The organism is Curtobacterium sp. A7_M15 (assembly GCF_030705415.1).
Classification (GTDB): Bacteria; Actinomycetota; Actinomycetes; order Actinomycetales; family Microbacteriaceae; genus Curtobacterium.
Window position 1 is genome coordinate 1 of the sequence record NZ_JAUZED010000008.1, and the last position, 25,031, is coordinate 25,031.

Annotated in this window: 24 protein-coding genes, 3 tRNA genes and 1 pseudogene; 12 read left to right on the forward strand and 16 right to left on the reverse strand. The window is 71.0% G+C overall.

Annotated features, from left to right (window positions below; genetic code table 11):
- Positions 1–197, forward strand: a pseudogene (locus tag Q7F20_RS02815) (hypothetical protein); the annotation flags it as partial.
- 76 nt (positions 198–273) lie between these two features.
- Here the strand turns inward: Q7F20_RS02815 and Q7F20_RS02820 are convergent.
- Positions 274–750: a MarR family winged helix-turn-helix transcriptional regulator gene (locus Q7F20_RS02820; protein ID WP_305738596.1), complete on the reverse strand. Its 477-nt coding sequence runs from the start codon at positions 748–750 to the stop codon at positions 274–276.
- A gap of 117 nt (positions 751–867) precedes the next feature.
- On the opposite strand from Q7F20_RS02820, the gene Q7F20_RS02825 reads away from it, so the two are divergent.
- Both Q7F20_RS02825 and Q7F20_RS02830 read left to right on the forward strand, forming a co-directional pair.
- The gene (locus Q7F20_RS02825; RefSeq protein ID WP_305738597.1) at positions 868–4,437 is read left to right on the forward strand and encodes a bifunctional proline dehydrogenase/L-glutamate gamma-semialdehyde dehydrogenase; all 3,570 of its coding nucleotides are present in this window, start codon (positions 868–870) and stop codon (positions 4,435–4,437) included.
- A complete protein-coding gene (locus Q7F20_RS02830) occupies positions 4,430–5,161 on the forward strand; it encodes a tyrosine-protein phosphatase (protein ID WP_305738598.1) in 732 nt (243 codons plus the stop codon). Before Q7F20_RS02825 ends, Q7F20_RS02830 begins: the two co-directional genes overlap by 8 nt.
- Before the next feature lie 39 nt (positions 5,162–5,200).
- Here the strand turns inward: Q7F20_RS02830 and Q7F20_RS02835 are convergent, their stop codons facing one another.
- From Q7F20_RS02835 to Q7F20_RS02855, 5 genes are read right to left on the reverse strand one after another with little or no spacing between them, the layout of a single operon-like run.
- Positions 5,201–5,398 carry a hypothetical protein gene (locus Q7F20_RS02835; protein WP_305738599.1) on the reverse strand — a complete coding sequence of 66 codons (198 nt, stop codon included), beginning with the start codon at positions 5,396–5,398 and terminating at the stop codon, positions 5,201–5,203.
- Positions 5,399–5,429: 31 nt separating this feature from the next.
- Complete coding sequence (locus Q7F20_RS02840) at positions 5,430–5,975, reverse strand: dihydrofolate reductase family protein (RefSeq protein ID WP_305738600.1); 546 nt, start codon at positions 5,973–5,975, stop codon at positions 5,430–5,432.
- Between the two features lie 10 nt (positions 5,976–5,985).
- Positions 5,986–6,324, reverse strand: a complete 339-nt coding sequence (locus Q7F20_RS02845; protein WP_305738601.1) for a hypothetical protein — start codon at positions 6,322–6,324, stop codon at positions 5,986–5,988.
- On the reverse strand, positions 6,321–7,319 hold the full coding sequence (locus tag Q7F20_RS02850; protein ID WP_305738602.1) for an SDR family oxidoreductase: 999 nt from the start codon (positions 7,317–7,319) through the stop codon (positions 6,321–6,323). The genes Q7F20_RS02845 and Q7F20_RS02850 overlap by 4 nt, the downstream gene beginning before the upstream one ends.
- Positions 7,320–7,350: 31 nt before the next feature.
- The gene (locus tag Q7F20_RS02855; protein WP_305738603.1) at positions 7,351–8,616 is read right to left on the reverse strand and encodes a phosphatidylserine decarboxylase family protein; all 1,266 of its coding nucleotides are present in this window, start codon (positions 8,614–8,616) and stop codon (positions 7,351–7,353) included.
- Positions 8,617–8,693: 77 nt separating this feature from the next.
- On the opposite strand from Q7F20_RS02855, the gene Q7F20_RS02860 reads away from it, so the two are divergent.
- Positions 8,694–9,383, forward strand: a complete 690-nt coding sequence (locus Q7F20_RS02860; RefSeq protein ID WP_305738604.1) for a hypothetical protein — start codon at positions 8,694–8,696, stop codon at positions 9,381–9,383.
- Here Q7F20_RS02860 and Q7F20_RS02865 read toward each other — a convergent pair.
- Genes Q7F20_RS02865 through Q7F20_RS02880 form a run of 4 tightly spaced genes read right to left on the reverse strand, consistent with a single transcriptional unit; the run spans position 9,355 to position 11,778 of the window.
- Positions 9,355–10,116, reverse strand: a complete 762-nt coding sequence (locus Q7F20_RS02865) for a YqjF family protein (protein WP_305738605.1) — start codon at positions 10,114–10,116, stop codon at positions 9,355–9,357. The genes Q7F20_RS02860 and Q7F20_RS02865 overlap by 29 nt on opposite strands.
- Positions 10,113–10,946, reverse strand: a complete 834-nt coding sequence (locus Q7F20_RS02870) for a nitroreductase family protein (protein ID WP_305738606.1) — start codon at positions 10,944–10,946, stop codon at positions 10,113–10,115. Before Q7F20_RS02870 ends, Q7F20_RS02865 begins: the two co-directional genes overlap by 4 nt.
- Positions 10,947–10,949: 3 nt before the next feature.
- Positions 10,950–11,330: a hypothetical protein gene (locus Q7F20_RS02875; RefSeq protein ID WP_305738607.1), complete on the reverse strand. Its 381-nt coding sequence runs from the start codon at positions 11,328–11,330 to the stop codon at positions 10,950–10,952.
- A 10-nt stretch (positions 11,331–11,340) separates the two neighbouring features.
- Positions 11,341–11,778 carry an Lrp/AsnC family transcriptional regulator gene (locus Q7F20_RS02880; RefSeq protein ID WP_070417337.1) on the reverse strand — a complete coding sequence of 146 codons (438 nt, stop codon included), beginning with the start codon at positions 11,776–11,778 and terminating at the stop codon, positions 11,341–11,343.
- Between the two features lie 238 nt (positions 11,779–12,016).
- On the opposite strand from Q7F20_RS02880, the gene ddaH reads away from it, so the two are divergent.
- Together ddaH and rocD are read left to right on the forward strand one after the other, a co-directional pair.
- Positions 12,017–12,904: a dimethylargininase gene (gene ddaH / locus Q7F20_RS02885; protein ID WP_305738608.1), complete on the forward strand. Its 888-nt coding sequence runs from the start codon at positions 12,017–12,019 to the stop codon at positions 12,902–12,904.
- Positions 12,901–14,127, forward strand: a complete 1,227-nt coding sequence (gene rocD, locus Q7F20_RS02890; protein WP_305738609.1) for an ornithine--oxo-acid transaminase — start codon at positions 12,901–12,903, stop codon at positions 14,125–14,127. The genes ddaH and rocD overlap by 4 nt, the downstream gene beginning before the upstream one ends.
- Before the next feature lie 83 nt (positions 14,128–14,210).
- Here the strand turns inward: rocD and Q7F20_RS02895 are convergent, their stop codons facing one another.
- Positions 14,211–15,203: an SDR family oxidoreductase gene (locus Q7F20_RS02895; protein WP_305738610.1), complete on the reverse strand. Its 993-nt coding sequence runs from the start codon at positions 15,201–15,203 to the stop codon at positions 14,211–14,213.
- Positions 15,204–15,261: 58 nt separating this feature from the next.
- Positions 15,262–15,906 (reverse strand): hypothetical protein, encoded by a 645-nt coding sequence (locus Q7F20_RS02900; RefSeq protein WP_305738611.1) that lies wholly within the window; start codon positions 15,904–15,906, stop codon positions 15,262–15,264.
- 197 nt (positions 15,907–16,103) lie between these two features.
- Between Q7F20_RS02900 and Q7F20_RS02905 the strand changes: the two genes are divergently transcribed.
- Positions 16,104–17,114: an aldo/keto reductase family protein gene (locus Q7F20_RS02905; protein ID WP_305738612.1), complete on the forward strand. Its 1,011-nt coding sequence runs from the start codon at positions 16,104–16,106 to the stop codon at positions 17,112–17,114.
- Between the two features lie 170 nt (positions 17,115–17,284).
- Here the strand turns inward: Q7F20_RS02905 and Q7F20_RS02910 are convergent.
- The 3 genes from Q7F20_RS02910 to Q7F20_RS02920 form a co-directional block, all read right to left on the reverse strand.
- A tRNA-Phe gene (locus tag Q7F20_RS02910) sits at positions 17,285–17,357 on the reverse strand.
- A gap of 1 nt (position 17,358) precedes the next feature.
- Positions 17,359–17,435, reverse strand: a tRNA-Asp gene (locus tag Q7F20_RS02915).
- A 59-nt stretch (positions 17,436–17,494) separates the two neighbouring features.
- Positions 17,495–17,567 (reverse strand) — tRNA-Glu (locus tag Q7F20_RS02920).
- A 301-nt stretch (positions 17,568–17,868) separates the two neighbouring features.
- Between Q7F20_RS02920 and Q7F20_RS02925 the strand changes: the two genes are divergently transcribed.
- Complete coding sequence (locus Q7F20_RS02925; protein ID WP_305738613.1) at positions 17,869–19,140, forward strand: M23 family metallopeptidase; 1,272 nt, start codon at positions 17,869–17,871, stop codon at positions 19,138–19,140.
- 31 nt (positions 19,141–19,171) lie between these two features.
- Positions 19,172–20,662: an NlpC/P60 family protein gene (locus Q7F20_RS02930; protein WP_305738614.1), complete on the forward strand. Its 1,491-nt coding sequence runs from the start codon at positions 19,172–19,174 to the stop codon at positions 20,660–20,662.
- A gap of 134 nt (positions 20,663–20,796) precedes the next feature.
- On the opposite strand, the gene Q7F20_RS02935 is transcribed toward Q7F20_RS02930, so the two are convergent.
- Complete coding sequence (locus tag Q7F20_RS02935; protein WP_305738615.1) at positions 20,797–21,288, reverse strand: inorganic diphosphatase; 492 nt, start codon at positions 21,286–21,288, stop codon at positions 20,797–20,799.
- Positions 21,289–21,339: 51 nt separating this feature from the next.
- Between Q7F20_RS02935 and tilS the strand changes: the two genes are divergently transcribed.
- The 3 genes from tilS to ftsH all read left to right on the forward strand — a co-directional run bounded on the left by tilS (position 21,340) and on the right by ftsH (position 25,027).
- Positions 21,340–22,359, forward strand: a complete 1,020-nt coding sequence (tilS, locus tag Q7F20_RS02940; protein ID WP_305738616.1) for a tRNA lysidine(34) synthetase TilS — start codon at positions 21,340–21,342, stop codon at positions 22,357–22,359.
- A 9-nt stretch (positions 22,360–22,368) separates the two neighbouring features.
- Entirely contained in the window at positions 22,369–22,920 is a 552-nt protein-coding gene (hpt, locus tag Q7F20_RS02945; protein ID WP_305738617.1) for a hypoxanthine phosphoribosyltransferase, read from the forward strand.
- A gap of 121 nt (positions 22,921–23,041) precedes the next feature.
- Complete coding sequence (ftsH, locus tag Q7F20_RS02950; protein ID WP_305738618.1) at positions 23,042–25,027, forward strand: ATP-dependent zinc metalloprotease FtsH; 1,986 nt, start codon at positions 23,042–23,044, stop codon at positions 25,025–25,027.
- Positions 25,028–25,031: the final 4 nt, after the last annotated feature.

A 25,031-nucleotide genomic window follows, 5' to 3' on the forward strand; every position in this document is an offset into this window, starting at 1 on the left:
ACAACGCGTACCTGTTCTCGCTGCACGGTGGCACGCTCAAGCCGCTGCAGCTCGAGGGTGACAACGCGATCCTGACCGGCACCACGGTGCACGTCTCGGGTGACGCGGCGAAGCTGCTCAACAGCACGTTCAAGACCGACGCTGTGAAGTCCGGCCTCCTCGTCGGGACCGCGACCATCACCGCCAAGATCAAGTAACACCCACACCACACACCACGACACCCCCGCCCCGGCCGTCCCGGGGCGGGGGTGTCGTCGTGTCAGTGGTCAGCAGTCAGTGGTCGGTGTCCGGATCCGGCGCGTCGGGGCCGATCGCGGCGTCGACGCGAGCGCTGACGGACCGCAGCGTGTCTGCGTCGGTCCCCACGGGCCTCCAGAACAGCTCCTCGAGCGCACCGGTGTGCGCGCGGATGCCGGCGAGCACCGCTCGGCGGCCGTCCGGGGTCATCTCCACCCAGCTGCCGCGCCCGTCGGTGGGGCAGTCCGCGCGCTCGACGAGTCCGCGCGCCACCATGCGCGTGACCTGGTGGCTGACGCGCGACTTCTCCCAGCCGATGCCGGACGCGATGTCGCGGACCCGCAGCCGGTGGTCGGGCTCGCGGTGCAGTCCGATGAGGATCTCGAACTCGGGGATCGAGATCCCGGCGCCGTCCTGCACGGCGTGGTCGAGCGCCCGGTCGAGCCGTCGCCAGACGTCGTGGTAGGCGTCCCACGTCGCCCAGTCGTGGCCCTCGGCGCCCTCGTTCGACATGGCGTCAGCGTATCGACCTCGGCAGCGTACGAGGGCAGGATCATCCGCTCGGATGACTCGCCGGTGGCGCACGGCTCGCTCCGAGGTGCGGTCGGTGGCGCAGCATACGATCGGTGCATGCCGAGCGCCCCACTGCAGGACTGCACCGACGACGTCGTCGCCCTCGTGCGGCGGTGGCTGGCGGCGTCCGCGGGGACGAAGCCCGACATCGGCGCGGTGCGCCTGGCCGGAGCACTGCGGGACGACCACGGGCTGGACTTCACCCGTGGCTTCGTCGACAAGGTGATCCGCCCCGAGGACCCTCGTGTCGTGGCACGGAACCTCGAGCAGGTCAGCCGCGACGTCCCCGACTTCCTGTCCTGGTCACTCCGCGGCGCGGTGACGCTCGGCGGCGGGTTCGCCACGATGGCTCCGTGGGCGGTCGTGCCCACCGCGCGGAAGATCCTGCGACGGATGACCGGGCACCTGGTGGTCGACGCCACCGACGCGAAGCTCGGGCCCGCGCTCGCGAAGGTGGGCGGCCCGGGCGTGGTCGTCGAGGTGGACCTGCTCGGCGACGCGGTGCTCGGCAGCGCGGAGAGCGACCGTCGGCTGCAGGCGACGATGGACCTGCTCGCCCGGGACGACGTCGACCACGTGTCGATCGGCGTGCGGTCGGTCGTCCCGCAGATGTCCGCGTGGGCCCTCGACCAGACCGTCGAACGGGTGGTGGACCGGCTCGTCCCGCTGTACCGGCTCGCCGCGTCGTCCCCGACGCCGAAGTCCGTGACGCTCGACGCCGGGGACCATCGCGACCTCGACGTCACCCTCGCCGCGTTCCGGACCCTCCTCGACCGTGACGAGTTCCTCGGGCTCGACGCCGGGGTGGTGCTGCAGGCGTACCTGCCCGAGGCCGCAGGCGCACTCGACTCGCTGACCGCCTGGGCACAGCAGCGGCGTGCTCGTGGCGGCGCGCCGATCACGGTCCGACTGGTCAAGGGCGCCTCGCTGGCGACGGAACAGGTCGACGCGATCCTGCACGGCTGGCCACTCGCCACGTGGGGATCCAAGCAGGAGACCGACACCGCGTACCTCCGGCTGCTCGACGCCGCCCTCACACCGGAGCGCATCGACGCGGTCCGGATCGGGGTCGCGAGCCACAACCTCTTCACCCTCGCCACGGCGTGGACCCTCGCGCAGCGCCGCGGGGTCACCGACGGCGTGCACGTCGCGGTGCTGCTCGGCATGGCGTCCACGTACACCGACGCGGTCCGCACCGACGTCGGACAGGTGGTCGTGTCCACCCCGGTCGTGCACCCCGACCACTTCGACGCCGCGATCCCGTACCTCGCCCGGCGGCTGCAGGAGAGCGCCAGTCCCGACGGGTTCGTCGCCGGCGCGGCCGACATCGGTCAGGACGAGAGCGTCTTCGAGCGCGAACGCGGTCGATGGCTCGCAGCGGTCGCAGCCCTCGACGCTCCCGGACAGGTGCCGGCCACGAACCGGACACAGGACCGCCGTGCGCCGATCGGTGACCCGGTGCACCGCGACGCCTTCACCAACGCACCCGACACCGACCCGTCGACCGCGGCGAACCGCGAGTGGGCGCTCGACGTGCTCCGGCGGGTGCCGCGCTCGCAGCTCGGGGCGCAGACGATCCGCGGGGCGAAGGTCGCCGACCGGTCGAAGCTCGAGCGCATCGTCGCCCGGACGGCCCAGGCGGGCGTGAACTGGGGGCGGCAGGACCCGTCCGACCGCGCTGAGCTCCTCGACCTGATCGCGCACGAGTTCGAGACGCGGCGTGCCGACCTCATCGAGGTGATGGCGGCGGAGACGGGGACGACCTTCACCGACGCCGACTCGGACGTCAGTGCGGCGGTCGACGCCGCTCACCACGCTGCCGACAGCGCGCGACGGCTGGCCGTGCTCGACGGTGACGGCGCCCGCTACGTGCCGCCGCGGCTCACCGTCGTGGTGCCGACGTGGACCTCGCCCGTCGCCGACCCGGCCGGTGGCGTCGTCGCCGCACTCGCCGCGGGCAGCGGGGTCGTCCTCAAGCCCGCTCCCCAGGCGAAGCGCTGTGGGGCGGTGCTCGCCGACGTGCTCTGGGACGCCGGTGTCCCGCACTCCCTGCTCCAGCTCGTCGACGTCGACGAGGACCAGCTCGGTCGCGACCTCATCGCGCACCCCACGGTGGACCGGATCCTGCTCACCGGGTCGGCTGACACCGCACGCTCCTTCCGCTGGTGGCGGGCGGGCCTGCCGCTCACCGCCGAGACGAGCGGCAAGAACGCCATCGTCGTCACGCCCAGCGCCGACCTCGACCTCGCAGCGCAGGACGTCGTCCGCTCGGCGTTCGGCCGCGCCGGACAGCAGTGCTCCGCCGCCTCCCTGGTGATCCTCGTCGGGTCCGTCGGCGAGAGCGAGCGGTTCCGCCGCCAGCTCGTCGACGCCACCCGCACCTTGCGCGTCGCCTGGCCGGACGACCCGACAGCGCAGGTGGGCCCGCTGATCGCCGAGCCCGAGGGCACGGTCCGTGACGGACTGACCGAGCTGAGCACGGGCGAGTCCTGGATCGTGCAGCCGGCCCCGCTCGACGACTCCGGCCGGCTCTGGTCCCCGGGGATCCGCGACGGCGTCCGTCCCGGCAGCGACCTCCACCAGACCGAGTCCCTCGCGCCGGTCCTCGGGATCATGCGCGCGGAGACCCTCGACCAGGCGATCGCGATCCAGAACGGCACGGACCACGGCCTCGCCGCCGGCATCCACTCCCTCGACGCCGACGAGGTCGCGGACTGGATCGCGGGCGTCCGCGCGGGCACCCTGTTCGTCAACCGCGGTACCACGGGTGCGATCGTCCACCGGCAGCCGTTCGGCGGGTGGAAGCGCTCGTCCGTCGGCACGGGGACGCGACCCGGCGGCTCGATGTCCGTCGCGACGCTCGGCCGGTGGGAGCCCATGCCCCGGACCGTGCACAAGAGCATCCAGCTGCACGGCCTGCCGCCGCGTGTGACGGCCGTGATCGAGGCGGCCCGCAGCGGGCTGTCGTTCGAGGAGTTCGACCAGGTGCGCGCCGGTGCGCTGAGCGACGTCCGCGCGCGCGAGTCCGAGTTCGGCGTGGCGCACGACCCGGCGGGGCTCGTCGTCGAGCGGAACGTGGTGCGGTGGCGACCGCAGTCCGTCATCGTCCGGCAGGCCGAGGGTGCCTCGACCGGTGACCTCGTGCGTGTGCTCGCCGCGGCGACCGCCGCCCGTGCCGACCTGCTCGTGAGCACGGCGAGGCCGCTCCCCGGACCGCTCACCCAGTTGCTCGCGTCGAGCCGTTCACCGCTGCACGTCGTCGACCACCTCGTCGAGTCGGACGACGAGTTCCTCCGCCGTGCCGCCTCCGGCGACCTGTTCCGTCCGGACTGGTCCTCGGACGACGACGTCGAGCAGGACGCGCTCGAAGCCGTGCTCGCACCGGGCCAGGAACGCTCGGCGCACACGGCGTTCGGCGGTCCCGGTGCCCGGATCCGGCTCGTCGGCGGCGACCCGCTCGCGCTCGAGGAAGCCCTCGGTGCCACCATCGACGTGGCGATCCACGACGCACCCGTGGTCGAGGCCGGGTTCATCGAGATGCTCCCGTTCCTGCGGGAACAGACCGTCTCGATCACCGCGCACCGCTTCGGCGACGTCGACCCCGACTTCGCGGAGCTGCATGTCTGATCCCGACCGCACCCTGCACGTCCAAGGCCTGCACAACGCCCGCGACCTCGGCGGGCTCCCGCTGGTCGGCGGCGGGACGACCCCGTCCGGTCGGCTCTTCCGGTCCGAGAACGTCGACCGGGTGACCACCGACGGCTGGCAGGCGCTGCACGACGCGGGGATCCGGACGGTCGTGGACCTGCGCGCGCCGTGGGAGACCGAGAAGGACACCGGCACCCGTCCGGACTGGGTGACGACCGTGGTGATCGACCACGACGGTCTCGACGCCGCTCCGTCGTTCTGGCAGCCCTACTGGGAGACGGGGCTCTCGGGGACACCGCTCTACTACGCGCCGCACCTGATCGAGCTGCCGGAGCGCAGCGGCTGGGTGCTCCGCGCGATCGCACGTGCCGATCCGGGCGGGGTCCTCTTCCACTGCGCTGGCGGACGCGACCGCACCGGGATCATCGCACTCGTCCTGCTGACGCTCGCCGGGGTCGAACCCGAGTCGATCGTCGCCGATCACCTCGTCACCATCGACAACGCGCCCGCCCTGCTCGCCTCGATCGGCGTCCCGTCGAACGAGGGGAAGATCGAGGCACTGTGCGCGGAGCACGGCACGACGGTCGAGGGGGCGTTCCGCGCAGCGCTCGCCGAGTTCGACGTGGAACGGTTCGTCGAGCGCACGGGTCTCGGAGCAGCCGACCTGGAGGCGCTGCGCACCTTCCGCGCGGACGTCGCCTGACCGACGGCGTCCGACCGACGGCGCCGGTCCGGCTGGACGTCAGTCCTCGGTGTCGCCGGCTTCCTCGTCCTCGACGCCGGTCTCGTCCATCCGGTCGCGCAGGTGGTCGGCCATCGCCCCGGCACCCTCGCCGGCGTGGTCGTGGTCGACCTGCTCGATGAGGCCGTGCAGCTTCTCGTGGTTCGTCGCCTCGGTGGCGCCGTCCATGACGGGCTCGGTCTGCTCGTTGTCGCTCATGCCACGGACGCTACGCCGTGGCGGTTGGGCGTCAGCCGTCGCTCGGCGGGGCGGACCGGTAGTGGAGTTCGACCGCACCGCCCGCGAACGGCGTCGTGGCGACGAGCTCGAACACCGGCGTCGGTGCCGCGACCGGGAGCAGGGGTGCACCGGCACCGAGCGCGACCGGCATCACCGTGACGCGGAGCTCGTCGAGCAGCCCGGCCTGCTGGTACTGCGCCGCGAGCAGCCCGCCGCCGACGACCCACACGTCACGCTCGCCGGCCGCCCGTTCGACGACCGACTGGTGGTCCGCGACCGAGCCGGACACGAAGTGCACCTCGGCACCGTCCGGCACCGGGAGCTCGCGGGTCGTGAACACCCACGTCGGCCGGTCCGGGTACGCCCACGTGTCGTCGTGGGCGAGCAGCCACTCGTACGTCGTCGACCCCATCACGACGGCACCGACGCCCGCGAAGAAGCGGTCGTAGTGCTGCTGGAACGGCTCGAAACCGAACTGCAGCAGCCAGTCGAGGTCGTCGCCGGGCGCGGCGACGAACCCGTCGAGGGACGAGGCGACAAAGTAGGTCGTGCTCATGCCCGGGACGCTACCGAGCACCTCCGACAGCACGTCTCCCGGTGCCGACCGCGGTGCACTCGGCGATCACCAGCACCAGAACGATCGCGAGCTGCCCGAGGGCGAACCGGCGCCGACGTCGATCCGCGACGGCCAGCGGCACCATCGTGAGGCCGTGCAGTCCGTCGACGATCGCACTGAGGATGTGCGCGTCGGGCGTCCCGGCACGGCCGACCAGTCCCGCCTGCGCGAGCTGCCGGATCGCGAGCACGACGTCCAGGACCGGCTGCCCGCCGCCCCGTGCAGCCCGGACGGCGTGCCCGACCCCGACGGCAGCCCGGAGCGCCTCGACCGGCGGGCGCGACGTCACCGTCGCCGTCCCGCAGCCAGTGCGACGGCCCCCGCGGCGCCGGCCAGCACCGCCCCGATGATCCCGTTGCCGAGGCGCCGGTGCTCCAGCCACCAGGTCTGCGGCGACCATGCGTGCGCGGTGTCGTCGAACACGCCGTGCGCCCCGTGGTCGCCCGGCACCGGTTCGTACAGGTTCACCCCGATGGCCGCGCCGTCCTTCTGCGGTGCCTGCTGGCCCGACACAAGGGTCTTCGCGGCGTACCAGTCGGCGAACCGTCCGCTGATCCGGTTGCCGAGGATCGTGTAGACCGTCGACTCACCGACCCAGGTACGGCGGCGGGGCCGTTCCGCGACGGTGGCGATCGCCCGTGCGCCGACCTCGGGCTGGTAGATCGGCGCGACCGGCTGCGGCTGGTGCGGCAGCTTCGACTGCACCCACTGGAACTGGATCGTGTTGAGCGCGGGCATGTCGACGCGGGAGACCTGCACCTTGCTGCCCTGCTCGAGGAGCTCGGAGACGACCGACTCGGTGAAGCCGACGATCGCGTGCTTCGCTCCGCAGTACGCGGCCTGCAGCGGGATGCCCCGGAACCCGAGCGCCGAACCGACCTGGATGACCTGACCGCGATCGCGCGGCACCATGCGGGACAGCGCAGCGCGCGTGCCGTTCACGAAGCCCACGTAGTTCACGTGCAACGCGTGCTCGAAGTCCTCGGGGGCGGTGTCCATGAAACGGCCGAAGACGCCGACCATGACGCCGTTCACCCAGAGGTCGATCGGCCCGAGCTCCTGCTCGACCCGGTCCGCCGCGGCCTCGACGGCCTCGCGGTCGGACACGTCCGCGACCAGGGCCAGCCCGCGTCGCCCGGCGGCCTCGACCTCGGCGACCGCCGCCTCGACGCCGTCCCGCCCCCGCGCGAGCACGGCCACGTCCCATCCCCGTGCGGCGAGCTCCCGCACCGTCGCCCGTCCCAGTCCTGCGGAACCACCGGTCACCACTGCCACTCGAGTCATGCGCCCAGTTGTATCCGGGCGCGCGGAGCGGTCACTCAGCGGATGTCCCCCGACGGGCGGTCGCGAGGTGCGAACGGACCCGGAGGACGCTCGGTTCCTCGTCCGGTGCCTGGGGGATCGCTCCGAGTGCGAACGCCTCGACGACGTCCGGGCCGAACAGCACGCACACCGACGACCCGCCGAACTGGAAGTACCCGAGCTCGTCGCCCTTCCCCACGTGCGCTCCGGCCGCGATGCCGTCGCCGATCACGCACGAGGACACGTCGGACATGCCGACGAACACCACGGCCACCTGGCCGATCGCCGGGTCGTCGGCATCGATGACGACCACCGCACGCGTTGCGACGTGCGCGAGGTAGCCCTGCGAGACCGTCGGCTCCCAGGCGTCGGACCCCTGCGAGTCGGCCTCCGAGTAGTAGGTCCCGGGCTGCACCCAGGCGCGGGCGACCGTGCCGGCCACCGGGCTGTGCCACCGGTGGTACTCGAGAGCGCTCAGGAAGGCCTGGAACACCGTGCCGCCCACGAAGCCGTCCACCGACTCGTCGCCGGCGAGGAGCTCGTCGAGCGAGTACGGCTCGGCCTTCACCCAGAACTCGTCGCGGCGCCGCACACCACTGGCGATCCGGTAGGGCGTGGCCTCGCAGGGGCTGACGACCACTGCGTCGTCGTCCGGGTCGGCGACCGGCCGCTCGCCGTCCCGGAAGCGCCGCGTGAAGAAGTCGTTCCACGACGTGAAGCCCCAGTGTTCGTCGTCCGGGTCGTGCTCGAACTGGTCCATGCCGACGGCCCGTCGGGCTGCGTCGCTCCGCCAGCCGCCCGGCTCGTCCACGATCACGTCGAGCGACTGCTCGGCCGACAGGAACGTGCACCAGGCGTCGAGGACGTCCCGCAGTGCGGCGTTCACGCGGGGGTCCCGGTAGAACGCGAACCCCGCCGGGGTGGCCTTCGTCCAGTCGAGCACGCCGTCGAGCGGCGTCATCACCATCTGCTCGCCGTACTCCGGCGCACTCCGGACCACCTCGTCCATGAGCAGGAGCAGCTCGTCGAAGCTCTCGAGGTGACGCTCGGCGTAGTCGCGCGCCGTCGGGACCTGCGCGATCATCTCGTGCGCTTCGAGGCGGAGCACGGGGTCACCCTCGACGACGTCCCGGAACGCGGCGACCGACGGGTGGAGGACCTGGTCGGGATCGCGCTGTGCGAGGCGCTCGCGACGGCCACGCAACCAGGACTCGAGGTGGGCTTGTTCAGCGGGGAGCCAGCCTGCTCGGCGGCGGACGTCACGGGGTGCAGCAGTCACGAAGCGCACCGTACCGACGGGGCCGCCGGGACCTCCCAGCCAGCACGGCTTCGTCGTGCTCCGAGCATGATGGCCGGGTGGAGAGCCGAGACCCCGAACACGACACGGATGAACCGGAGGAAGCAAGGGCGACCGAGCCGCGGTGGCTCCGGCGGACGCCGATCCGTCCGGTCGAGTGGTGGGGTCCGCCGCTGGCGCAACTGATCGGCTCGTCGCTCGTCCTGGCGCTCGGGACGTGGCTGCACGTTGCGGGCGTCCCGGGCGCACTCTTCGCAGCGGTCGTCACCGGAACGTCCGGGGTGGTGGGCGCGGTCGCGCTCGGGATCGTCGGCCACGAGGCGTACCAGCGTCCGAGCCGAGCGACCTCGTGGCGACTGCACCGTGTCCGGGTCGCCTCGTGGAGTGCCGGTTGCGTCGCGCTCTTCCTCTACGCTCTCGTCGTCGGCGCGCAGACGATCCTGTTCGCGGTCGTGATCGGCCTGTGCGCGGCACGGTTCCTCCGACACGACGATCCCACCCGGTTCGAGCTCCTCGGGCGGTCCGCGGCCACTGCTGCCGTCGCGGTGCTGTCGGCCGTGTTCGCCGTCGTCGCCCTGACCGTTCCGGGAATCGACGGGGCCCACGCGGCGCGGTGGATCGGCTGGGGCGTGGTGGTCGTGCCCGTCAGCGTCATCTCAGCCGTCATGGACGGACGGGGTGCATCGAGGACGACCGAACCCGACCGCGTCGAAGGGCCCCTCAGCGCCCCAGACCGAACCGCGTCGTGACCCCCGGCGAGTAGAGCACCGAGTCCGGTTCGAGCTCGGTCAGCGCGAACGGCAGTCCTGCCGCCGCGACGAGGTCGTCCCGCAGGTGCACGATCGACGCACGATGCAGCGGCCACGGCTCGTGCTCGTTCGGCCAGAACCGCGTCCGGCCTGCCCGGTGCACGTGCATGCCCCAGCGGGCGGTGAGGAAGGTCTCGAGGGCCGTCGGCTCGGTCACGGCCGCTCCGACCCGCACGTCGACGAGGGACCGCAGGTGCGTCCCGTGGCGCCGCATCGCGTACCCGACACGGCCGTCGCCGCTCCGCGTCTCGGCATCGGCCCACCAGTACGGCAGACCGGTCGCGACGCGCGCGCCGATCGTCGGCAGGAGCTTCCCGGCGTCCAGCGACAGGAAGACCACTCCGTGTCGTCCCTCGTCGTCGATCGTGTAGACGCGGACGTTCACCTCGACGAAGTCCCCGATCCTCCCCGTCGAGATCGGCGGGAACCGGGTGTCCTCGAACCGGAACGCGATGAGGCCGACCCACGTGGTCGCCCCGTCGTCGGTGCCGTCCGGACCGAGGGTGTCCGGCCGGGTCCCGGCGGGCAGCAGTGGCGCCACCGCCGACACGTCGACACGCCAGTGCACGAAGACGACGTCGAGCCAGTCCTGCGAGATCCAGGGGCGGCCCGTCAGCCCTGGGGCGCGGTCCGGGAGGCGCGGCGCGGCCTGGACCGGTCGGCTGTCGGTCACGAGGTGGTCGCCTCCGGGGCGATGTGCCCCGCCACGGGCGCGTCGTCCCACCCCTGCTGCGGGGTCTCGCAGGTCCCGCGGAACACGTACTGCGACGGCCGCTTCCGCTCGCTCGACGTCCAGTCGATCGCGGGACGCCGGCGCTCGGGCGGCAGGTACCCGATCCGGTAGACGGCCATCAGCTCGAGGGAGTCCGGCACGTGCAGCAGGCCCTCGATCTCCTCCCACGCGCCGGGGGTCTCCATCGGGAAGGAGACGAACTGGATGCCGAGCCCGAGCTCGGTGGTGGCGAGCCAGATGTTCTCCATCGCCGCGCCCATGCTGAACACCGAGTAGAAGCCGGACAGCTCCTCCTTCCGGTACTCGTGCCGGTCGAGCAGCACCCCGAGCAGCAGTGGCGACCCGGCGACGAGCTTCCGGTTCTCCTCACCGAGGGTGTGCGGCACCCGCAGTGTGTTCATGAGCAGCTGCCCGCGCTTGGTGAACACCTGCTTCGTGAAGGGCTTGAGCGGTCCGGGGAGCTTGTCGAACAGCATCCCGTCACGCCGTTCGTCCATCTCGGCCTGCGAGAACCGGAAGTACGGCTTGTACCGCTCGAAGAACGTCCCCTCGGCCATGGTGCGGGTCATCGACGAGCCACTGATCTCGGCGATGCGACCGATCGTGTCGCGCTCCTCGACGAGGACGAACCGCCACGGCTGACTGTTGAGCTGCGACGGCGCCCGGCCGGCCAACTCCATGAGCAGCCGCTGGTGCTCGGACGACACGGGGTCGGGGAGGAACGGTCCGTTGGTGGTCCGCCGGCGTCTGATCGCCTCGAAGAGCTCCACTGCTCACCTCTCTGCTCGGCGGCCCGCCAGCAGCGCCCCCAGGTAGGACGGTGCCGCGGCGACCGCGACTTGCCAGTGTGCTCCGGAGCGCGGGTTCGTGCGTGGAGCGACGGCGAGCGGCACGAGTGCCGGCAGCAGGAGGAGTGCCGACCGTCCGCGGGTCCACGCCGGGGTGGTCGCCGCGATGCCGGTCAGCGTGGCGGTGACGACGAACAGGCCGTGGTGGACGACGCGCAGTCTCCTCGTCCGGATGAGCCGCACGGCGACGGCGGTGCCCCAGGCGCAGTTCGCGACGTAGGCGATGCTCGCAGCGGCGACCAGACGGCGGGCCGTGCGCGATCCTGCGTGACGCGAGCCGCGCCTCCTGGCCGTCGTCCCTGGCATGTGCGGGACGTTACGCGGTCTCGCGACTGACCAGCTTGGAGAGCACGATCGCGGACCGCGTGTGGTCCACCTGGGGAGCGAGGCGCACCTTGTCGAGTGCTTCCTCGAGCGCGGACAGGTCCTTCGAGCGCATGTGCACGACGGCGTCGGCGCTGCCGGTGACGGTGCCGGCGTCGATCACCTCGGGCACGCTGTCGAGCAGGGTGCGGAGCTCGTCGGGGGAGACCGTGCCGCGGCAGTAGAGCTCCACCCAGGCCTCGGTACCGCGGTCCTCGACGGCGGGGTCGACCTTGATCGTGAAGCCCTGGATCACGCCGTCGCCCACCAGCCGGTCGACGCGGCGCTTCACGGCGGAGGCCGAGAGTCCGACCACCGACCCGATGTCGCCGTAGCCGGCGCGGGCGTTCTCCCGGAGTTGATCCAGGATGCGGTGGTCGAGCGAATCCATTGCACCCATCGTACGCGGACTTCTTGCACTCCCGGTGGGTTCGGCGCACGAAACGTGCGTCACCCGAACGGGTGTCACTGACCCGCAGTGTGGGGGACTGCACCAGGTGGACGGTGTGTGCGAGGATCGATGCGGCGTCGACCTGGTCCGCTGCGGTGAGTGAGCCTGCATCTCATCGGAGCTCTTCTTCAGTGGTGGTTCCTGGCAGGCTCGGGCCCCGGTCCCTCCAGGAGGACTGATGTCGAACACCGCACCCTCGACCACCGATGCACCGGCCCGTACCGCCACCAAGCGGACGATCCTCATGTGCAAGCCGGACTTCTACACGGTCAGCTACCGGATCAACCCGTGGATGCACCCCGAGGACCCGACCGACACGTCGAAGGCCGTCGAGCAGTGGCAGTCCCTCGTGGACGTGTACGAGCAGCTCGGTTTCGACATCTCGTACATCGAGCCGATCGAGGGCCTGCCGGACATGGTCTACGCGGCCAACGGCGGCTTCGTGCTCGACGGTGTCGCGTACGGCGCCAAGTTCCAGTACCCCGAGCGCCAGCCCGAGGGCCCGGCGTACATGGACTGGTTCCGCGACGCCGGCCTGACCGTCGCCGAGCCCGAGGAGACGAACGAGGGCGAGGGCGACTTCCTGCTCATCGGGAACACCATCTTCGCCGGCACCGGCTTCCGCTCGGACAGCACCTCGCACGAGGAGCTCGCGAAGATCTACGGCCGCGAGGTCGTCACGCTCAAGCTCGTCAACCCGAACTTCTACCACCTCGACACCGCGATCGCCGTGCTCGACCCGGAGCCTTCCTCCGACGGGACCAGCAACATCGCGTACCTCGAGTCGGCGTTCGACGACGCCTCGCTCGCGATCCTGCGCGAGCGCTTCCCGGACGCGATCATCGCCACCGAGGAGGACGCCGCGATCCTCGGGCTCAACTCGTACTCGGACGGGTACAACGTCGTGATCGCCTCGCGCGCCACGACCTTCGCGGAGCAGCTGCGCGAGAAGGGCTACAACCCGATCGGCGTCGACCTGTCCGAGCTCCTGCTCGGCGGCGGCGGCGTGAAGTGCTGCACGCTCGACCTGCACCCGGTCGGCACCGGCACCTCGGTCGCGCGATGACGGCCGCGTCGCTCGGTTCCCGGACCGCGGCGGCGCTCGCCGTCGAGGACCGCTCCCTCGCCCACAACTACAGCCCGCTGCCCGTCGTCATCGCGTCGGGTGACGGAGCGTGGGTGACGGACGTCGACGGCAAGCGCTACCTGGACGGGCTCGCCGCGTACTCCGCGGTGAACTTCGGCCACGGCAACGCTCGGCTGCTCGACGCCGCGCGTGCCCAGCTCGACCGGGTGACCCTGACGAGCCGCGCGTTCGTGAACGACCGGCTCGGGCCCTTCGCCGCCGCCCTCGCCGACCTGACGGGCACCGACATGGTGCTCCCGATGAACACCGGGGCCGAGGCCGTCGAGTCCGCGATCAAGGTCTCGCGCGCCTGGGGCTACCGCGTCAAGGGCGTCCCGGCCGACCGGGCCACCATCATCGTGGCGTCCGGCAACTTCCACGGCCGCACGACGACCATCGTCTCGTTCTCGGACGACCCCTCGGCGCGGAACGACTTCGGGCCGTTCACGCCCGGGTTCCGCACCGTGCCGTACGGCGACGCGGCTGCCCTGCGCGACGCGATGGACGAGACCGTCGTCGCCGTGCTGCTCGAGCCGATCCAGGGCGAGGGCGGCGTGGTCATCCCGCCGTCGTCCTACCTGCCGGCCGTCCGCGAGGTGTGCGACGAGTTCGGTGCGCTGTTCGTCGCCGACGAGATCCAGTCCGGGCTCGGCCGCACCGGGCACACCCTCGCCGTGCAGCGCGTCGGGGTCCGGCCGGACCTCATCACGCTCGGCAAGGCGCTCGGCGGTGGGATCGTCCCCGTGTCCGCCGTCGTCGGGAGCCGTGACGTGTTGGGCGTGCTGCGGCCCGGCGAGCACGGTTCGACCTTCGGGGGGAACCCGCTCGCGGCCGCCGTCGGGGCCGAGGTCGTGGCGATGCTCGACGAGGGCACGTTCCAGCAGCGAGCGCTCGACGGCGAACCGCTGCTGCGCGGGCTGCTCGACGACCTCGTCGGCTCCGGTGTCGTCTCGCACCGGGTGGCCGGGCTCTGGGCGGGCATCGACATCGACCCGGCGCTCGGCACGGGCAAGGAGATCGCGCACGACATGGCCGACCGCGGGGTGCTCGTGAAGGACACACACGGGTCGACGATCCGCTTCGCGCCGCCGCTCGTCGTCACCGACGACGAGGTGCGCCACGCTGTCGACGTGCTCGGCGAGGTCCTGCGCGCCCGCAGCTGAGCCCCCGCGTCGTTTCGTGAGCAGAAATGGTCGGGTGCCTTCGGGAGACCCGACCATTTCTGCTCACTAGACGCGCCCCCGCGCTACACCGCCCAGCGCTCGGCGAGCTCGTCCATCAGGGCGTCGAGCCGCTCGTCGACCACCTGCTCCTCCGGGTGCGCCTCGTACCAGGCGATCACCTCGCGGACGCCCTGCCGGTAGGGGATCCGCGGGCGGTACCAGGGCACGAGCGAGCGCACCTTGCTGTTGTCGAACACCGAGCTGTTCGCCTTGTCGCCGAGCAGCGCCGCGCCCCACTCCGGGTCCACCGCGTTGATCGCGTCCGCGGGCACGTGCACGATCCGCAGGTCGTCCACCCCCGCCGCAGCCGCGATCTCGTGCGCGATCTGGTTCCACGTCGGAGCCTCGTCGCTCGTGATCGTGAAGGCCTCGCCGATCGCCTCCGCACGGTCGAGCAGCCCCGTGAACCCGACCGCGAAGTCGCGGCTGTTCGTGAGGGTCCACAGCGACGAACCGTCCCCCGTGATGATGATCGGCTTGCCGGCACGCATCCGCGCGACCGCCGTCCAGCCGCGCGTCAGCGGGAGCTTGGTCTCGTCGTACGTGTGCGACGGCCGGATGATCGTCACCGGGAAGTCCTGCTCCCGGTAGGCCGTCATCAGCAGTTCCTCACACGCGATCTTGTCCCGCGAGTACTGCCAGTACGGGTTCTTGAGCGGTGTCGATTCGGTGATCGGCAGGTGCGTCGCGGGGGTCTGGTACGCCGAGGCCGAGCTGATGAAGACGTACTGCCTCGTCCGTCCGGCGAAGAAGTCGACGTCGGCCCGCACCTGGTCCGGTGTGAACGCGATCCAGTTGATCACGACGTCCCACCGGCGGTCGCCGAGTGTGTCCGCCAGGGCGACGCGGTCCGAGACGTCGGCCTGGAGGCGCGTCACACCCTCCGGGATCGGCCTGCCTCCGGTGGTCCCCCGGTTGAGCACGGTGACGTCGAACCCCTGCTCGACGGCTTCGCGGACGCAGGAGGCACTGATCACCCCGCTGCCGCCGATGAACAGCACGCTGGCTCCCGACATGGACGCTCCTTCGCTCCCGGCGGCACCGCTGTGTGCCGCACTCCCTCCGATCCTGCACCTACCCGTCGGGACGGGCCCGGAGCACCGCTCGGAGCGAGGTGACGTCTGACGCCCATTGCGCAGCGTGCGGGCTGATCCAGCTGAGCAGCTCAAGGGCGTAGTCGTGGTCCCGCTGCAGGTCTCGTGCGTGGATGGGTTCGTGGTGCGCAGCCCGGTTCCGCACGAAGTGCAGTTGCTGCAGACGCCGCGTCACCTCGCTCCGCCGCACGCGGAGGTTGCCCGGCCCGTGCGGGAAGGCCCTGTGCAGATCCGGCACCCAGAGCGAGGTGTGGTACCTGGATTCGACGAGGTATCGCCAGAACCCGAAGGTGAGCTCCGCGATAACCCGACCGTGGACTTCGCCGAGACGTCCGTTCCGACTCGCACGAGCTCGAGCCTTCGCCAGGTCGGCACTGCCGCGGCCGTCGAGCGGAGCGACGTCGAACCACGGTGCCCGGGTACGACCCGCTGCCCAGGCCCGGAGTTCTCGGTCCAGTGCATTGCGGGCGACCACCTCGACGACACCGGTGAGTTCCATGACCGACGCAGCGGCTCGCATGTTCCACTCGTACAGCCGCAATGCGCCGGCCGAGGACCCTGTCCGCTCGGTGTAGGAACGGAGCCGATCAACTGTGATCAAGCGCTCGAGTTCGTCTGCCTGCATCACAATCCCCCCGTCTGCTACCGTTGTTCGCGAAGACCCCGGAACGATCCCTGGCCCAGGCCACATCGCCGGGGTTTCGTCCTTCCCCGCCACTCCTGAAACATCAGCGTACAGTGATCGGCTCGCACGGAGGTCTCGAGGACTACCGTCGCGGTTCGGGTCGCACCGACGCGTCCCACGACAGGAGTGACACGCACATGGAGTACCGCTACCTCGGCAACTCGGGCCTCAAGGTCTCCGAGATCACCTACGGCAACTGGCTCACCCACGCCTCCCAGGTCGAGAACGACGCCGCGATCGCCTGCGTCCGGGCAGCGCTCGACGTCGGCATCTCGACGTTCGACACCGCCGACGTCTACGCCAACACCGGCGCCGAGACCGTCCTCGGCGAGGCACTGAAGGGGGAGCGCCGCCAGTCCCTCGAGATCGCGACGAAGGTGTTCGGGCCGACCGGACCCAAGGGGCACAACGACACCGGCCTGAGTCGCAAGCACATCCTCGAGTCCATCAACGGCTCGCTCGAGCGACTGCAGACCGACTACGTCGACCTCTACCAGGCACACCGGTTCGACTACGAGACGCCACTCGAAGAGACGATGATGGCGTTCGCCGACGTCGTCCGGCAGGGCAAGGCGCTGTACATCGGCGTGAGCGAGTGGACGGCGGAGCAGCTCCGTGCCGGGCACGAGCTGGCCGACGACCTCGGCGTGCAGCTCATCTCGAACCAGCCGCAGTACTCGGCGCTCTGGCGGGTCATCGAGGGCGAGGTCGTCCCGACGTCCGAGGAGCTCGGCATCTCGCAGATCGTCTGGTCCCCGATCGCCCAGGGGGTCCTGACGGGGAAGTACCAGCCCGGGCAGCCGCTGCCGGAGGGTTCCCGCGCCACCGACGACAAGGGCGGCGCGAAGATGATCGAGCGGTTCATGCGCGACGAGGTGCTCTCTGCTGTGCAGGGTCTCAAGCCGATCGCCGACGAACTCAGCCTGTCGATGGCGCAGCTCGCGGTCGCCTGGGTGCTGCAGAACCAGAACGTGGCGTCCGCGATCATCGGCGCCTCGCGTCCGGAGCAGGTGCACGACAACGCCGGCGCGGCCGGGGTGACGATCCCCGCGGAGCTGATGTCCCGCATCGACGACGCCCTCGGCTCGGTGGTCGAACGCGACCCCGCGAAGACCGAGGAGAGCAGCCCGAAGACGCGCGAGGCGTAGGCGCCCATCTCGGGAGGCGCGGGGGGGGGGCGCGCCCCCCCCCGCCGCCCCGGCAGGGGGGGGGGGGCGACCCACGCGGTGCGGGTCCGACCCGCACCGCGCCTCCTGGACGGGGTCGCGTCCCGACCAACGCAAAAAGGCCCCCTACCGGAGTAGGGGGCCTTTCACCGTGGCTGGACACGGCATCGATCCGTGGACCTTTCGATTTTCAGTCGAACGCTCTACCAACTGAGCTATCCAGCCGTGGCGACCCTGACGGGACTTGAACCCGCGACCTCCGCCGTGACAGGGCGGCACGCTAACCAACTGCGCTACAGGGCCATATTGAGTTGCTGTCTTGCTTCGGTGGTGCTCTGCTTGCTTGCTCACTCTGCGAGGAGTGACCCCAACGGGATTCGAACCCGTGCTGCCGCCGTGAAAGGGCGGTGTCCTAGGCCACTAAACGATAGGGCCGCAAGCGGTGCTTCGCGCTACCGATGGACAAGCATACGGATGCCCCACGGGATTCACAAATCGAGCGGCTCTGCGGCGGCGTCCCCGGCGTGTCGCGGTGCCACCACGGGGGTGCAGGGCTTCACTCACCCTGGGGCACCAGGCCCCGATTCGTGCTGTCGACGGTCCGGTGCGACCATCGTCGTCGGTCCCGTACCCCTCGTGCGAGGGGGTGTGCGGGTGCGACACCTGTTGTTACTGTTGCGCTTGTTAACAGTGTTACGTGCGTGAGCCTTGCCGCGCTGTTACGAAATCGAGATACATGTCGACCTCACCATCGCTGTCACTCCGCCCCCGTCCCCGCCGCCGCGTCATCGCCGCCGCGGTCGCCGTCGCGCTCACCGCCGGCACCCTCGCGGCCCTCGCGCCGGCGACCTCGGCCAGCGCGGCGTCCTACCCGAGCTGGTCGGACGTGGAGAAGGCCAAGGCATCCAAGTCGGCCCAGCAGGCGAAGGTGACGCAGATCAAGGGGCTCATCGCCGACCTCACGGCGAAGGCGTCCGCTGCGCAGAAGTCGGCCGAGGCGGCCGGAACGGCGTACCAGACCGCGCAGACGAAGTACGACGACGCGACGCTGACCCAGAAGAAGCTGCAGTCGCAGGCCGACGACGCCGAGAAGACCGCCACGGCGTCCGAGGCCCAGGCCGGACAGCTCGCCGCGCAGCTCGGGCGTGCCAGTGCGAACGACGTGACGACCGACATCCTCACGCACCCGACGAAGTCCGGTGACCTGCTCTACGAGCTCGGTGCGATGTCGAAGCTGAGCGAGCAGGCCGACGGCATCTACGCGCAGGCGTCGCAGGACCGCGGTGTGGCCCAGGGGCTCGCGGACAAGGCGGACCGCGCGAAGGAGGCCCTCGGCGACCTCGCCGACGCCGCCCAGCAGAAGATGCAGGCAGCGCAGACCGCTGCCGACGCGGCCCAGGCCTCGGTGGACGCCCAGGCCGAGAACAAGGACCGACTCGAGGCGCAGCTCACCCTCCTCACCACGAGCGAGCAGAACGTCGAGGCGCGCTACAACAAGGGCGTCCAGGTGGAGAAGGCCCGGCAGGCGCGCATCGCAGCGGCAGCCGCCAAGGCCGCGGCGACGCAGCAGGGCGGGACCGGTGGCGGTGCCCCGAACTCCTCCGGCTGGGTCCGTCCGACCGGCGGCTACCAGACGAGCCCCTTCGGCTACCGACTCGACCCGTACACGAAGAACTACGCCCTGCACGCCGGCGTCGACCTCGCGCCCGCCTGCTACGCCCCGATCTACGCGGCGGCCTCCGGCACGGTGACCTTCGCGGCGAACGGCGGCGGCTACGGCAACGAGGTCGTCCTCGACAACGGCGGCGGCATCTCGACCGCCTACGGGCACATCGTCGACGGCGGCACCCTCGTGTCGGTCGGCCAGCACGTCACCGCCGGGCAGCAGATCGCCAAGGTCGGTTCCACCGGGTGGTCGACGGGTTGCCACCTCCACTTCGAGACCCGGGTGAACGGTTCCGCCGTCGACCCGGTCCCCTTCATGGCAGCGCGGGGGATCTCGGTATGACCGTGTGCGCGCCCGAAAGGCCCTGAACGCCGTGAAGCACTCCGCTCGCACCCTGTCCTGTGGGATCGCGGTGGTGGCCGTCCTCGGGATCGGCCTCTCCGTCGTGATCGCCGGCCCGGCACAGGCGGCGCCGTCCGCCCCGAGCTGGGACGACGTGCGAGCGGCCAAGGCGGACGCGGCCGCGGCGCAGTCCACCGTCGACGAACTGAGCACCCGGCTGCAGGCCCTGCAGGACGCTGCCGACAGCGCACAGGTCGCCGAGCTCCAGGCCGGGCAGACGTACGCCCTCGCGTCGTCGCAGCAGCAGGACGCGCAGGCCACCCTCGACGACCTCACCGTGCAGTCGAAGCGGGCGAAGCGCACGGCGGACGCCTCCGCGCAGCAGGTCGCCGGCCTCGTGGTCGAGCTGTCCCGCACCGGCGGAGGGGACCTGTCCGCGGCGATGCTCGTCGACGCGCGGGACTCGAAGGACCTGCTCTACCGGGTCGGGACGATGTCGCACCTGTCCGAGCGCTCCGCGACCGTCCTCGCCCAGGCGCAGGCGGACCAGAACACCGTCGACTCGATCGCCGCGCAGCAGTCCGCCGCGACGAAGGCCCTGGCGAAGGCGACGGACAAGACGAAGACCGCCCTCGCCGAGGCGAACGACACCGCAGCGTCGGCCCAGGCCCGCTTGCAGCGGGAGCAGGACCAGCAGGACGAGGTGCTGCACCAGCTCGCGTACCTCAAGGGCACGAGCGTCGCCACCGAGACCGCCTACTGGACGGCGCAGCAGGCCAAGCGGGCGGAGGCGCAGCTCGCGTCGAACACCGGCGGTTCCGGGTCGACCACGGCCACGGGCGGCGGCTCGGGCGGCGGCGCAGCGAGCAGCGGGCCGAGCACGGGCGGCGGCACGAGCACGCAGCCGAGCTCCGGAACCCAGCCGAGCGCCGGCGGCGGCAGCACGGGTGGTGGCAGCACCGGCGGCGGCAGCAGCTCGGGCGGCACCAAGCCCAGCACGCCGAGCACCCCGTCGAAGCCGAGCACCCCGACCACACCGTCGAAGCCGAGCACCCCGACCACACCGTCGAAGCCCAGCACGCCCTCCACGCCCACCACCCCGACGACCCCGACCGCGCCGAGCACCCCCTCGAAGGCAGCCGGCGCGATCGCCTACGCCCGCGCGCAGATCGGCGACGCGTACGTGTTCGGCGGAGCCGGCCCGAACACCTGGGACTGCTCCGGGCTCGTGATGATGGCGTACAGCTCGCAGGGCATCGCGACCGGCGGCCACAACGTCGTCTGGCAGTACAACTACTTCAAGTCGATCGGACGTCTCGTGCCGATGTCGCAGCGACAGCCCGGCGACATCCTCTTCTACTCGTACAACGGCACCGTCAACGAGGCGTACCACGACTCGATCTACACCGGCAACGGCATGATGGTCGAGGCGGCGAACCCGCAGCGCGGCGTCCTCGAGCGGGCGATCTGGACCCCGAGCCAGCTGCTGCCCTACGTCGCACGGCCGAGCGGTTCGCTCTAGCCGCACGTCCCGGGCGCGAGAACGCGCCTCCGCGAACGAGAACGCGCCCCCGCACGGTCATCGCGCCCCGGAGAGCCGGGGTGCAACGACCGCACGGGGGCGCGGTCCGGTGTCCGGGGGACCGGACGGAAGCGTCAGTGACCGGCCGGCACGTACGCGGCCTGCCCGGCCTGCACGATCGCCTCGGCCTCGGCTGCGTCGCCCCAGCCCTCGGCCTTGACCCACTTGTTCGGCTCGAGGTCCTTGTAGCGCTCGAAGAAGTGCGCGATCTCGGCCTTCGTCTGCTCGTCCACGTCCGAGATGTCCTGGATGTGGGCCCAGCGCGGGTCCTTCGCCGGGACCACGAGGACCTTCGCGTCGTTGCCGGCCTCGTCGCTCATCTTGAAGACGCCGACCGGGCGCACCTTGACGCCCACACCGGGGAACGTCGGGTACTCGAGGAGCAGCAGCGCGTCCACGGGGTCACCGTCGTCGGCCAGGGTCTTCTCGAAGAACCCGTAGTCGGTCGGGTACACGAACGAGGTGAACAGCACGCGGTCGAGGTACACGCGACCGGTCTCGTGGTCCACCTCGTACTTGTTGCGGCTGCCCTTGGGGATCTCGACGACGACGTCGTACGCGGCCATGTTGCGCTCCTGGTCTGATGTGCGGGAAGAAAGCGCGGCTAACGTTACCGGGTGAACACTCCGCGTCCCCGGCTCGACCCTGCGGTCGCCGACACCCGCCGCGCGGTCCGCTCGCTGCTCGCGCAGGCGCTCGACGAGGGGACGGTGCGCTCCGGAGACCTCGTGCTCGTGGCGCTGAGCGGCGGTCCGGACTCGCTCGCGCTCGCCGCGGCCACCGCGTTCGAGGCGCCGAAGCAGGATCTGCGAGCGGGGGCGGTGGTCGTCGACCACGCACTCCAGGCGGGGTCCGAGGCGGTGGCGAGCCGCGCCTCCAGGCAGGCTTCCGAGCTGGGACTCGCACCGGTGACCGTCCGTCGCGTCGCCGTCGGTTCCACGGGTGGTCCGGAAGCGGCGGCCCGGGAGGCGCGGCACGCGTCGATCGCGCTCGTCGCGGCCGACGTCGGGTCACCCCTCGTGCTGTTCGGACACACCCTGGACGACCAGGCCGAGTCCGTCCTGCTCGGGCTCGCCCGCGGGAGCGGGCCGGACTCGCTGTCCGGCATGGCGCCGCTGACGAGGCGTCAGGCGGGGCCGGCGTACGGACGACCGCTCCTCGGCCTCCGTCGGCACACCACGCGTCAGGCGTGTGCCGCCGCGGGGCTCGCGCCGTGGGACGACCCGCAGAACGCCGACCCGGCGTACGCACGCGTCCGCGTGCGGAACGTCCTCCTGCCCGCACTGGAACGCGAGCTCGGTGCCGGCGTCCCCGAGGCCCTCGCCCGGACCGCCGATCAGCTCCGCGAGGACTCCGCCGCGCTCGACCACTTCGCCGAGGAGATGGCCGAGGACCTCGCCGAGCACTCCGAGGCCGGCATCTCCCTGTCCGTGCGGGAGCTCGCGGCCAACCCGCCCGCCCTCCGGCAGCGGCTCGTCCGGTTGGCGGTCGAGAGCGAGTTCGGCGTGACGCTGTCCCGCGTGCAGACACTCGAGGTGTGCCGGCTCGTCACCGACTGGAGCGGCCAGGGGCCGATCGACCTGCCGGGCGTGCAGGCGTCACGATCGGGCGACCGTCTGGCGTTCACCGCCGGTTAGGCTGGGGTGGTGGAACTCTCCGACGTCCAGGCAGACCTGTCCGAAGTCCTCTTCACCCCCGAGCAGATCGACGACAAGCTCGCCGAGCTGGCCGCGATGGTCGACGCCGACTACGCGGGGCGCGACCCCCTGCTCGTCGGTGTCCTCAAGGGTGCCGTCATGGTGATGGCCGACTTCTCGCGCCACCTCAAGATGCAGGCGCGCATGGACTGGATGGCGGTGTCGTCGTACGGCTCCGGCACGAAGTCGTCGGGTGTGGTGCGGATCCTCAAGGACCTCGACACCGACCTGCACGGGCGCGACGTCCTCATCGTCGAGGACATCATCGACTCCGGTCTGACGCTGTCGTGGCTCAAGCAGAACCTCGAGTCCCGCGGTGCCGCGAGCGTCGAGATCGTTGCGCTGCTCCGCAAGCCCGAGGCCGCCAAGGTCGAGGTCGACGTGAAGTACGTGGGCTTCGACATCCCGGACGCCTTCGTGGTCGGGTACGGGCTGGACTACGACGAGCGCTACCGCAACCTGCGCGGGGTCGGGGTGCTCGCACCGCACGTCTACAGCTGATCCTGGTGGCGGGTGGAGTTCGCCCGCAGAGGACACCCATTCTCGCCACAGAATCGCAGCCGTATGCTGACCAGCACGCAACTTCGGCAGAGAAAGGTGTCGGGCGACCTGCCCGGATCACATGGACTTCAAGCGCATCCTTCGCGGGCCGTACATCTACGTGCTCATCGCGATCGTGGGGATCTGGATCGGTTGGGCTGTGATCAGCCAGTCCGGCACGCAGCAGATCGACACGCAGAAGGGCCTCCAGCAGCTCTCCGACGGCAAGGTCTCCTCCGTGGTGGTGAACTCCACCGAGCAGCGCGTCGACCTCACCCTGAAGGACGGCAACGCGCACGAGCAGTTCTACTACTCGACCCCGCGCGGTGAAGAGGTCATCCAGGCCGTCAACGACGCGAACCTGCCGAAGGGCTACAACGACACCGTCCAGCAGTCGAACTGGTTCCTCTCGCTGCTCGGCATCCTCCTGCCGTTCCTCATCATCGGCGCACTCTTCTGGTTCCTCCTCGCCAACGCACAGGGCGGCGGCTCGAAGGTCATGCAGTTCGGCAAGTCCCGGGCGAAGATGAACAACAAGGAGAACCCGCAGGTCAGCTTCTCCGACGTCGCGGGCTCCGACGAGGCGATCGAGGAGCTCCAGGAGATAAAGGAGTTCCTCAAGGAGCCGGCGAAGTTCCAGGCCGTCGGCGCCAAGATCCCGAAGGGCGTGCTGCTCTACGGCCCTCCCGGTACCGGCAAGACGCTGCTCGCCCGAGCCGTCGCCGGCGAGGCGGGCGTGCCGTTCTACTCGATCTCCGGTTCTGACTTCGTCGAGATGTTCGTCGGTGTCGGTGCGAGCCGCGTCCGTGACCTGTTCGAGCAGGCGAAGCAGAACTCGCCCGCCATCGTCTTCATCGACGAGATCGACGCCGTGGGTCGTCACCGTGGTGCGGGCATCGGCGGTGGCAACGACGAGCGTGAGCAGACGCTGAACCAGCTCCTCGTCGAGATGGACGGCTTCGACGGCAAGACGAACGTGATCCTCATCGCGGCGACGAACCGCCCCGACGTGCTCGACCCGGCGCTCCTCCGTCCCGGCCGCTTCGACCGCCAGATCGGTGTCGACGCCCCGAGCCTCGACGGCCGCAAGCAGATCCTCGAGGTGCACGCGAAGGGCAAGCCGCTCGCCGCGAGCGTCGACCTCGAGCTCCTCGCCCGCAAGACGCCGGGCTTCACCGGTGCCGACCTGGCGAACGTCCTGAACGAGGCCGCACTGCTGACGGCCCGCTCGAACGCCCAGCTCATCGACAACCGCGCCCTCGACGAAGCCGTCGACCGCGTCATGGCCGGACCGCAGCGCCGGACGCGCATCATGTCCGACCAGGAGCGCCTCATCACGGCCTACCACGAGGGCGGTCACGCCCTCGCGGCCGCGGCGATGCGCCACACCGACCCGGTCACCAAGATCACGATCCTGCCCCGCGGCCGTGCCCTCGGCTACACGATGGTGCTCCCGCTCGAGGACAAGTACTCGGTCACCCGCAACGAACTGCTCGACCAGCTCACCTACGCCATGGGTGGTCGCGTCGCCGAGGAGATCGTCTTCCACGACCCGACCACGGGTGCGTCGAACGACATCGAGAAGGCCACGGGTACCGCGCGCAAGATGGTCACCGAGTACGGCATGAGTCGCGCCGTCGGGTCCGTCAAGCTCGGCTCCGGCTCCAGCGAGCCGTTCGTCGGCCGCGACATGAGCGGCGGCAGCGGCCGCGACTACTCGGAGAACATCGCCGAGACGGTCGACGCCGAGACCCGTGCGCTGCTCGAGGCCGCCCACGACGAGGCGTACCAGGTGCTCAACGACAACCGCGACATCCTCGACCGGCTGGCGGGTGAGCTCCTCGAGAAGGAGACGCTCGACGCCCCCGAGCTCGTCGAGATCTTCAAGGACGTCCGCAAGCTGCCGGAGCGCCCGCAGTGGCTGTCCAGCGACAAGCGGCCGGTGAGCAACCTGCCCGCCATCGAGGTGCCGGGCAAGGCCGCGCGCGCTGCGTCCGAGCAGTCCGACCACGAGTCGTCGAAGCCCCGTCGCCGTCCCTTCGGCAACCCGGGTATCGCCCCCGCGTAGGCCG

Excerpts from the sequence above, each read along its gene's own strand:
- Q7F20_RS02925 (WP_305738613.1), top strand. The coding sequence starts at position 17,869 with ATGTCGACCTCACCATCGCTGTCACTCCGCCCCCGTCCCCGCCGCCGC.
- Q7F20_RS02935 (WP_305738615.1), bottom strand. The coding sequence starts at position 21,288 with ATGGCCGCGTACGACGTCGTCGTCGAGATCCCCAAGGGCAGCCGCAAC.
- ddaH (WP_305738608.1), top strand. The coding sequence starts at position 12,017 with ATGTCGAACACCGCACCCTCGACCACCGATGCACCGGCCCGTACCGCC.
- Q7F20_RS02895 (WP_305738610.1), bottom strand. The coding sequence starts at position 15,203 with ATGTCGGGAGCCAGCGTGCTGTTCATCGGCGGCAGCGGGGTGATCAGT.
- Q7F20_RS02880 (WP_070417337.1), bottom strand. The coding sequence starts at position 11,778 with ATGGATTCGCTCGACCACCGCATCCTGGATCAACTCCGGGAGAACGCC.
- rocD (WP_305738609.1), top strand. The coding sequence starts at position 12,901 with ATGACGGCCGCGTCGCTCGGTTCCCGGACCGCGGCGGCGCTCGCCGTC.
- Q7F20_RS02905 (WP_305738612.1), top strand. The coding sequence starts at position 16,104 with ATGGAGTACCGCTACCTCGGCAACTCGGGCCTCAAGGTCTCCGAGATC.
- Q7F20_RS02820 (WP_305738596.1), bottom strand. The coding sequence starts at position 750 with ATGTCGAACGAGGGCGCCGAGGGCCACGACTGGGCGACGTGGGACGCC.
- Q7F20_RS02835 (WP_305738599.1), bottom strand. The coding sequence starts at position 5,398 with ATGAGCGACAACGAGCAGACCGAGCCCGTCATGGACGGCGCCACCGAG.
- Q7F20_RS02830 (WP_305738598.1), top strand. The coding sequence starts at position 4,430 with ATGTCTGATCCCGACCGCACCCTGCACGTCCAAGGCCTGCACAACGCC.
- Q7F20_RS02850 (WP_305738602.1), bottom strand. The coding sequence starts at position 7,319 with ATGACTCGAGTGGCAGTGGTGACCGGTGGTTCCGCAGGACTGGGACGG.
- ftsH (WP_305738618.1), top strand. The coding sequence starts at position 23,042 with ATGGACTTCAAGCGCATCCTTCGCGGGCCGTACATCTACGTGCTCATC.
- Q7F20_RS02900 (WP_305738611.1), bottom strand. The coding sequence starts at position 15,906 with ATGCAGGCAGACGAACTCGAGCGCTTGATCACAGTTGATCGGCTCCGT.
- Q7F20_RS02825 (WP_305738597.1), top strand. The coding sequence starts at position 868 with ATGCCGAGCGCCCCACTGCAGGACTGCACCGACGACGTCGTCGCCCTC.
- Q7F20_RS02875 (WP_305738607.1), bottom strand. The coding sequence starts at position 11,330 with ATGCCAGGGACGACGGCCAGGAGGCGCGGCTCGCGTCACGCAGGATCG.
- Q7F20_RS02840 (WP_305738600.1), bottom strand. The coding sequence starts at position 5,975 with ATGAGCACGACCTACTTTGTCGCCTCGTCCCTCGACGGGTTCGTCGCC.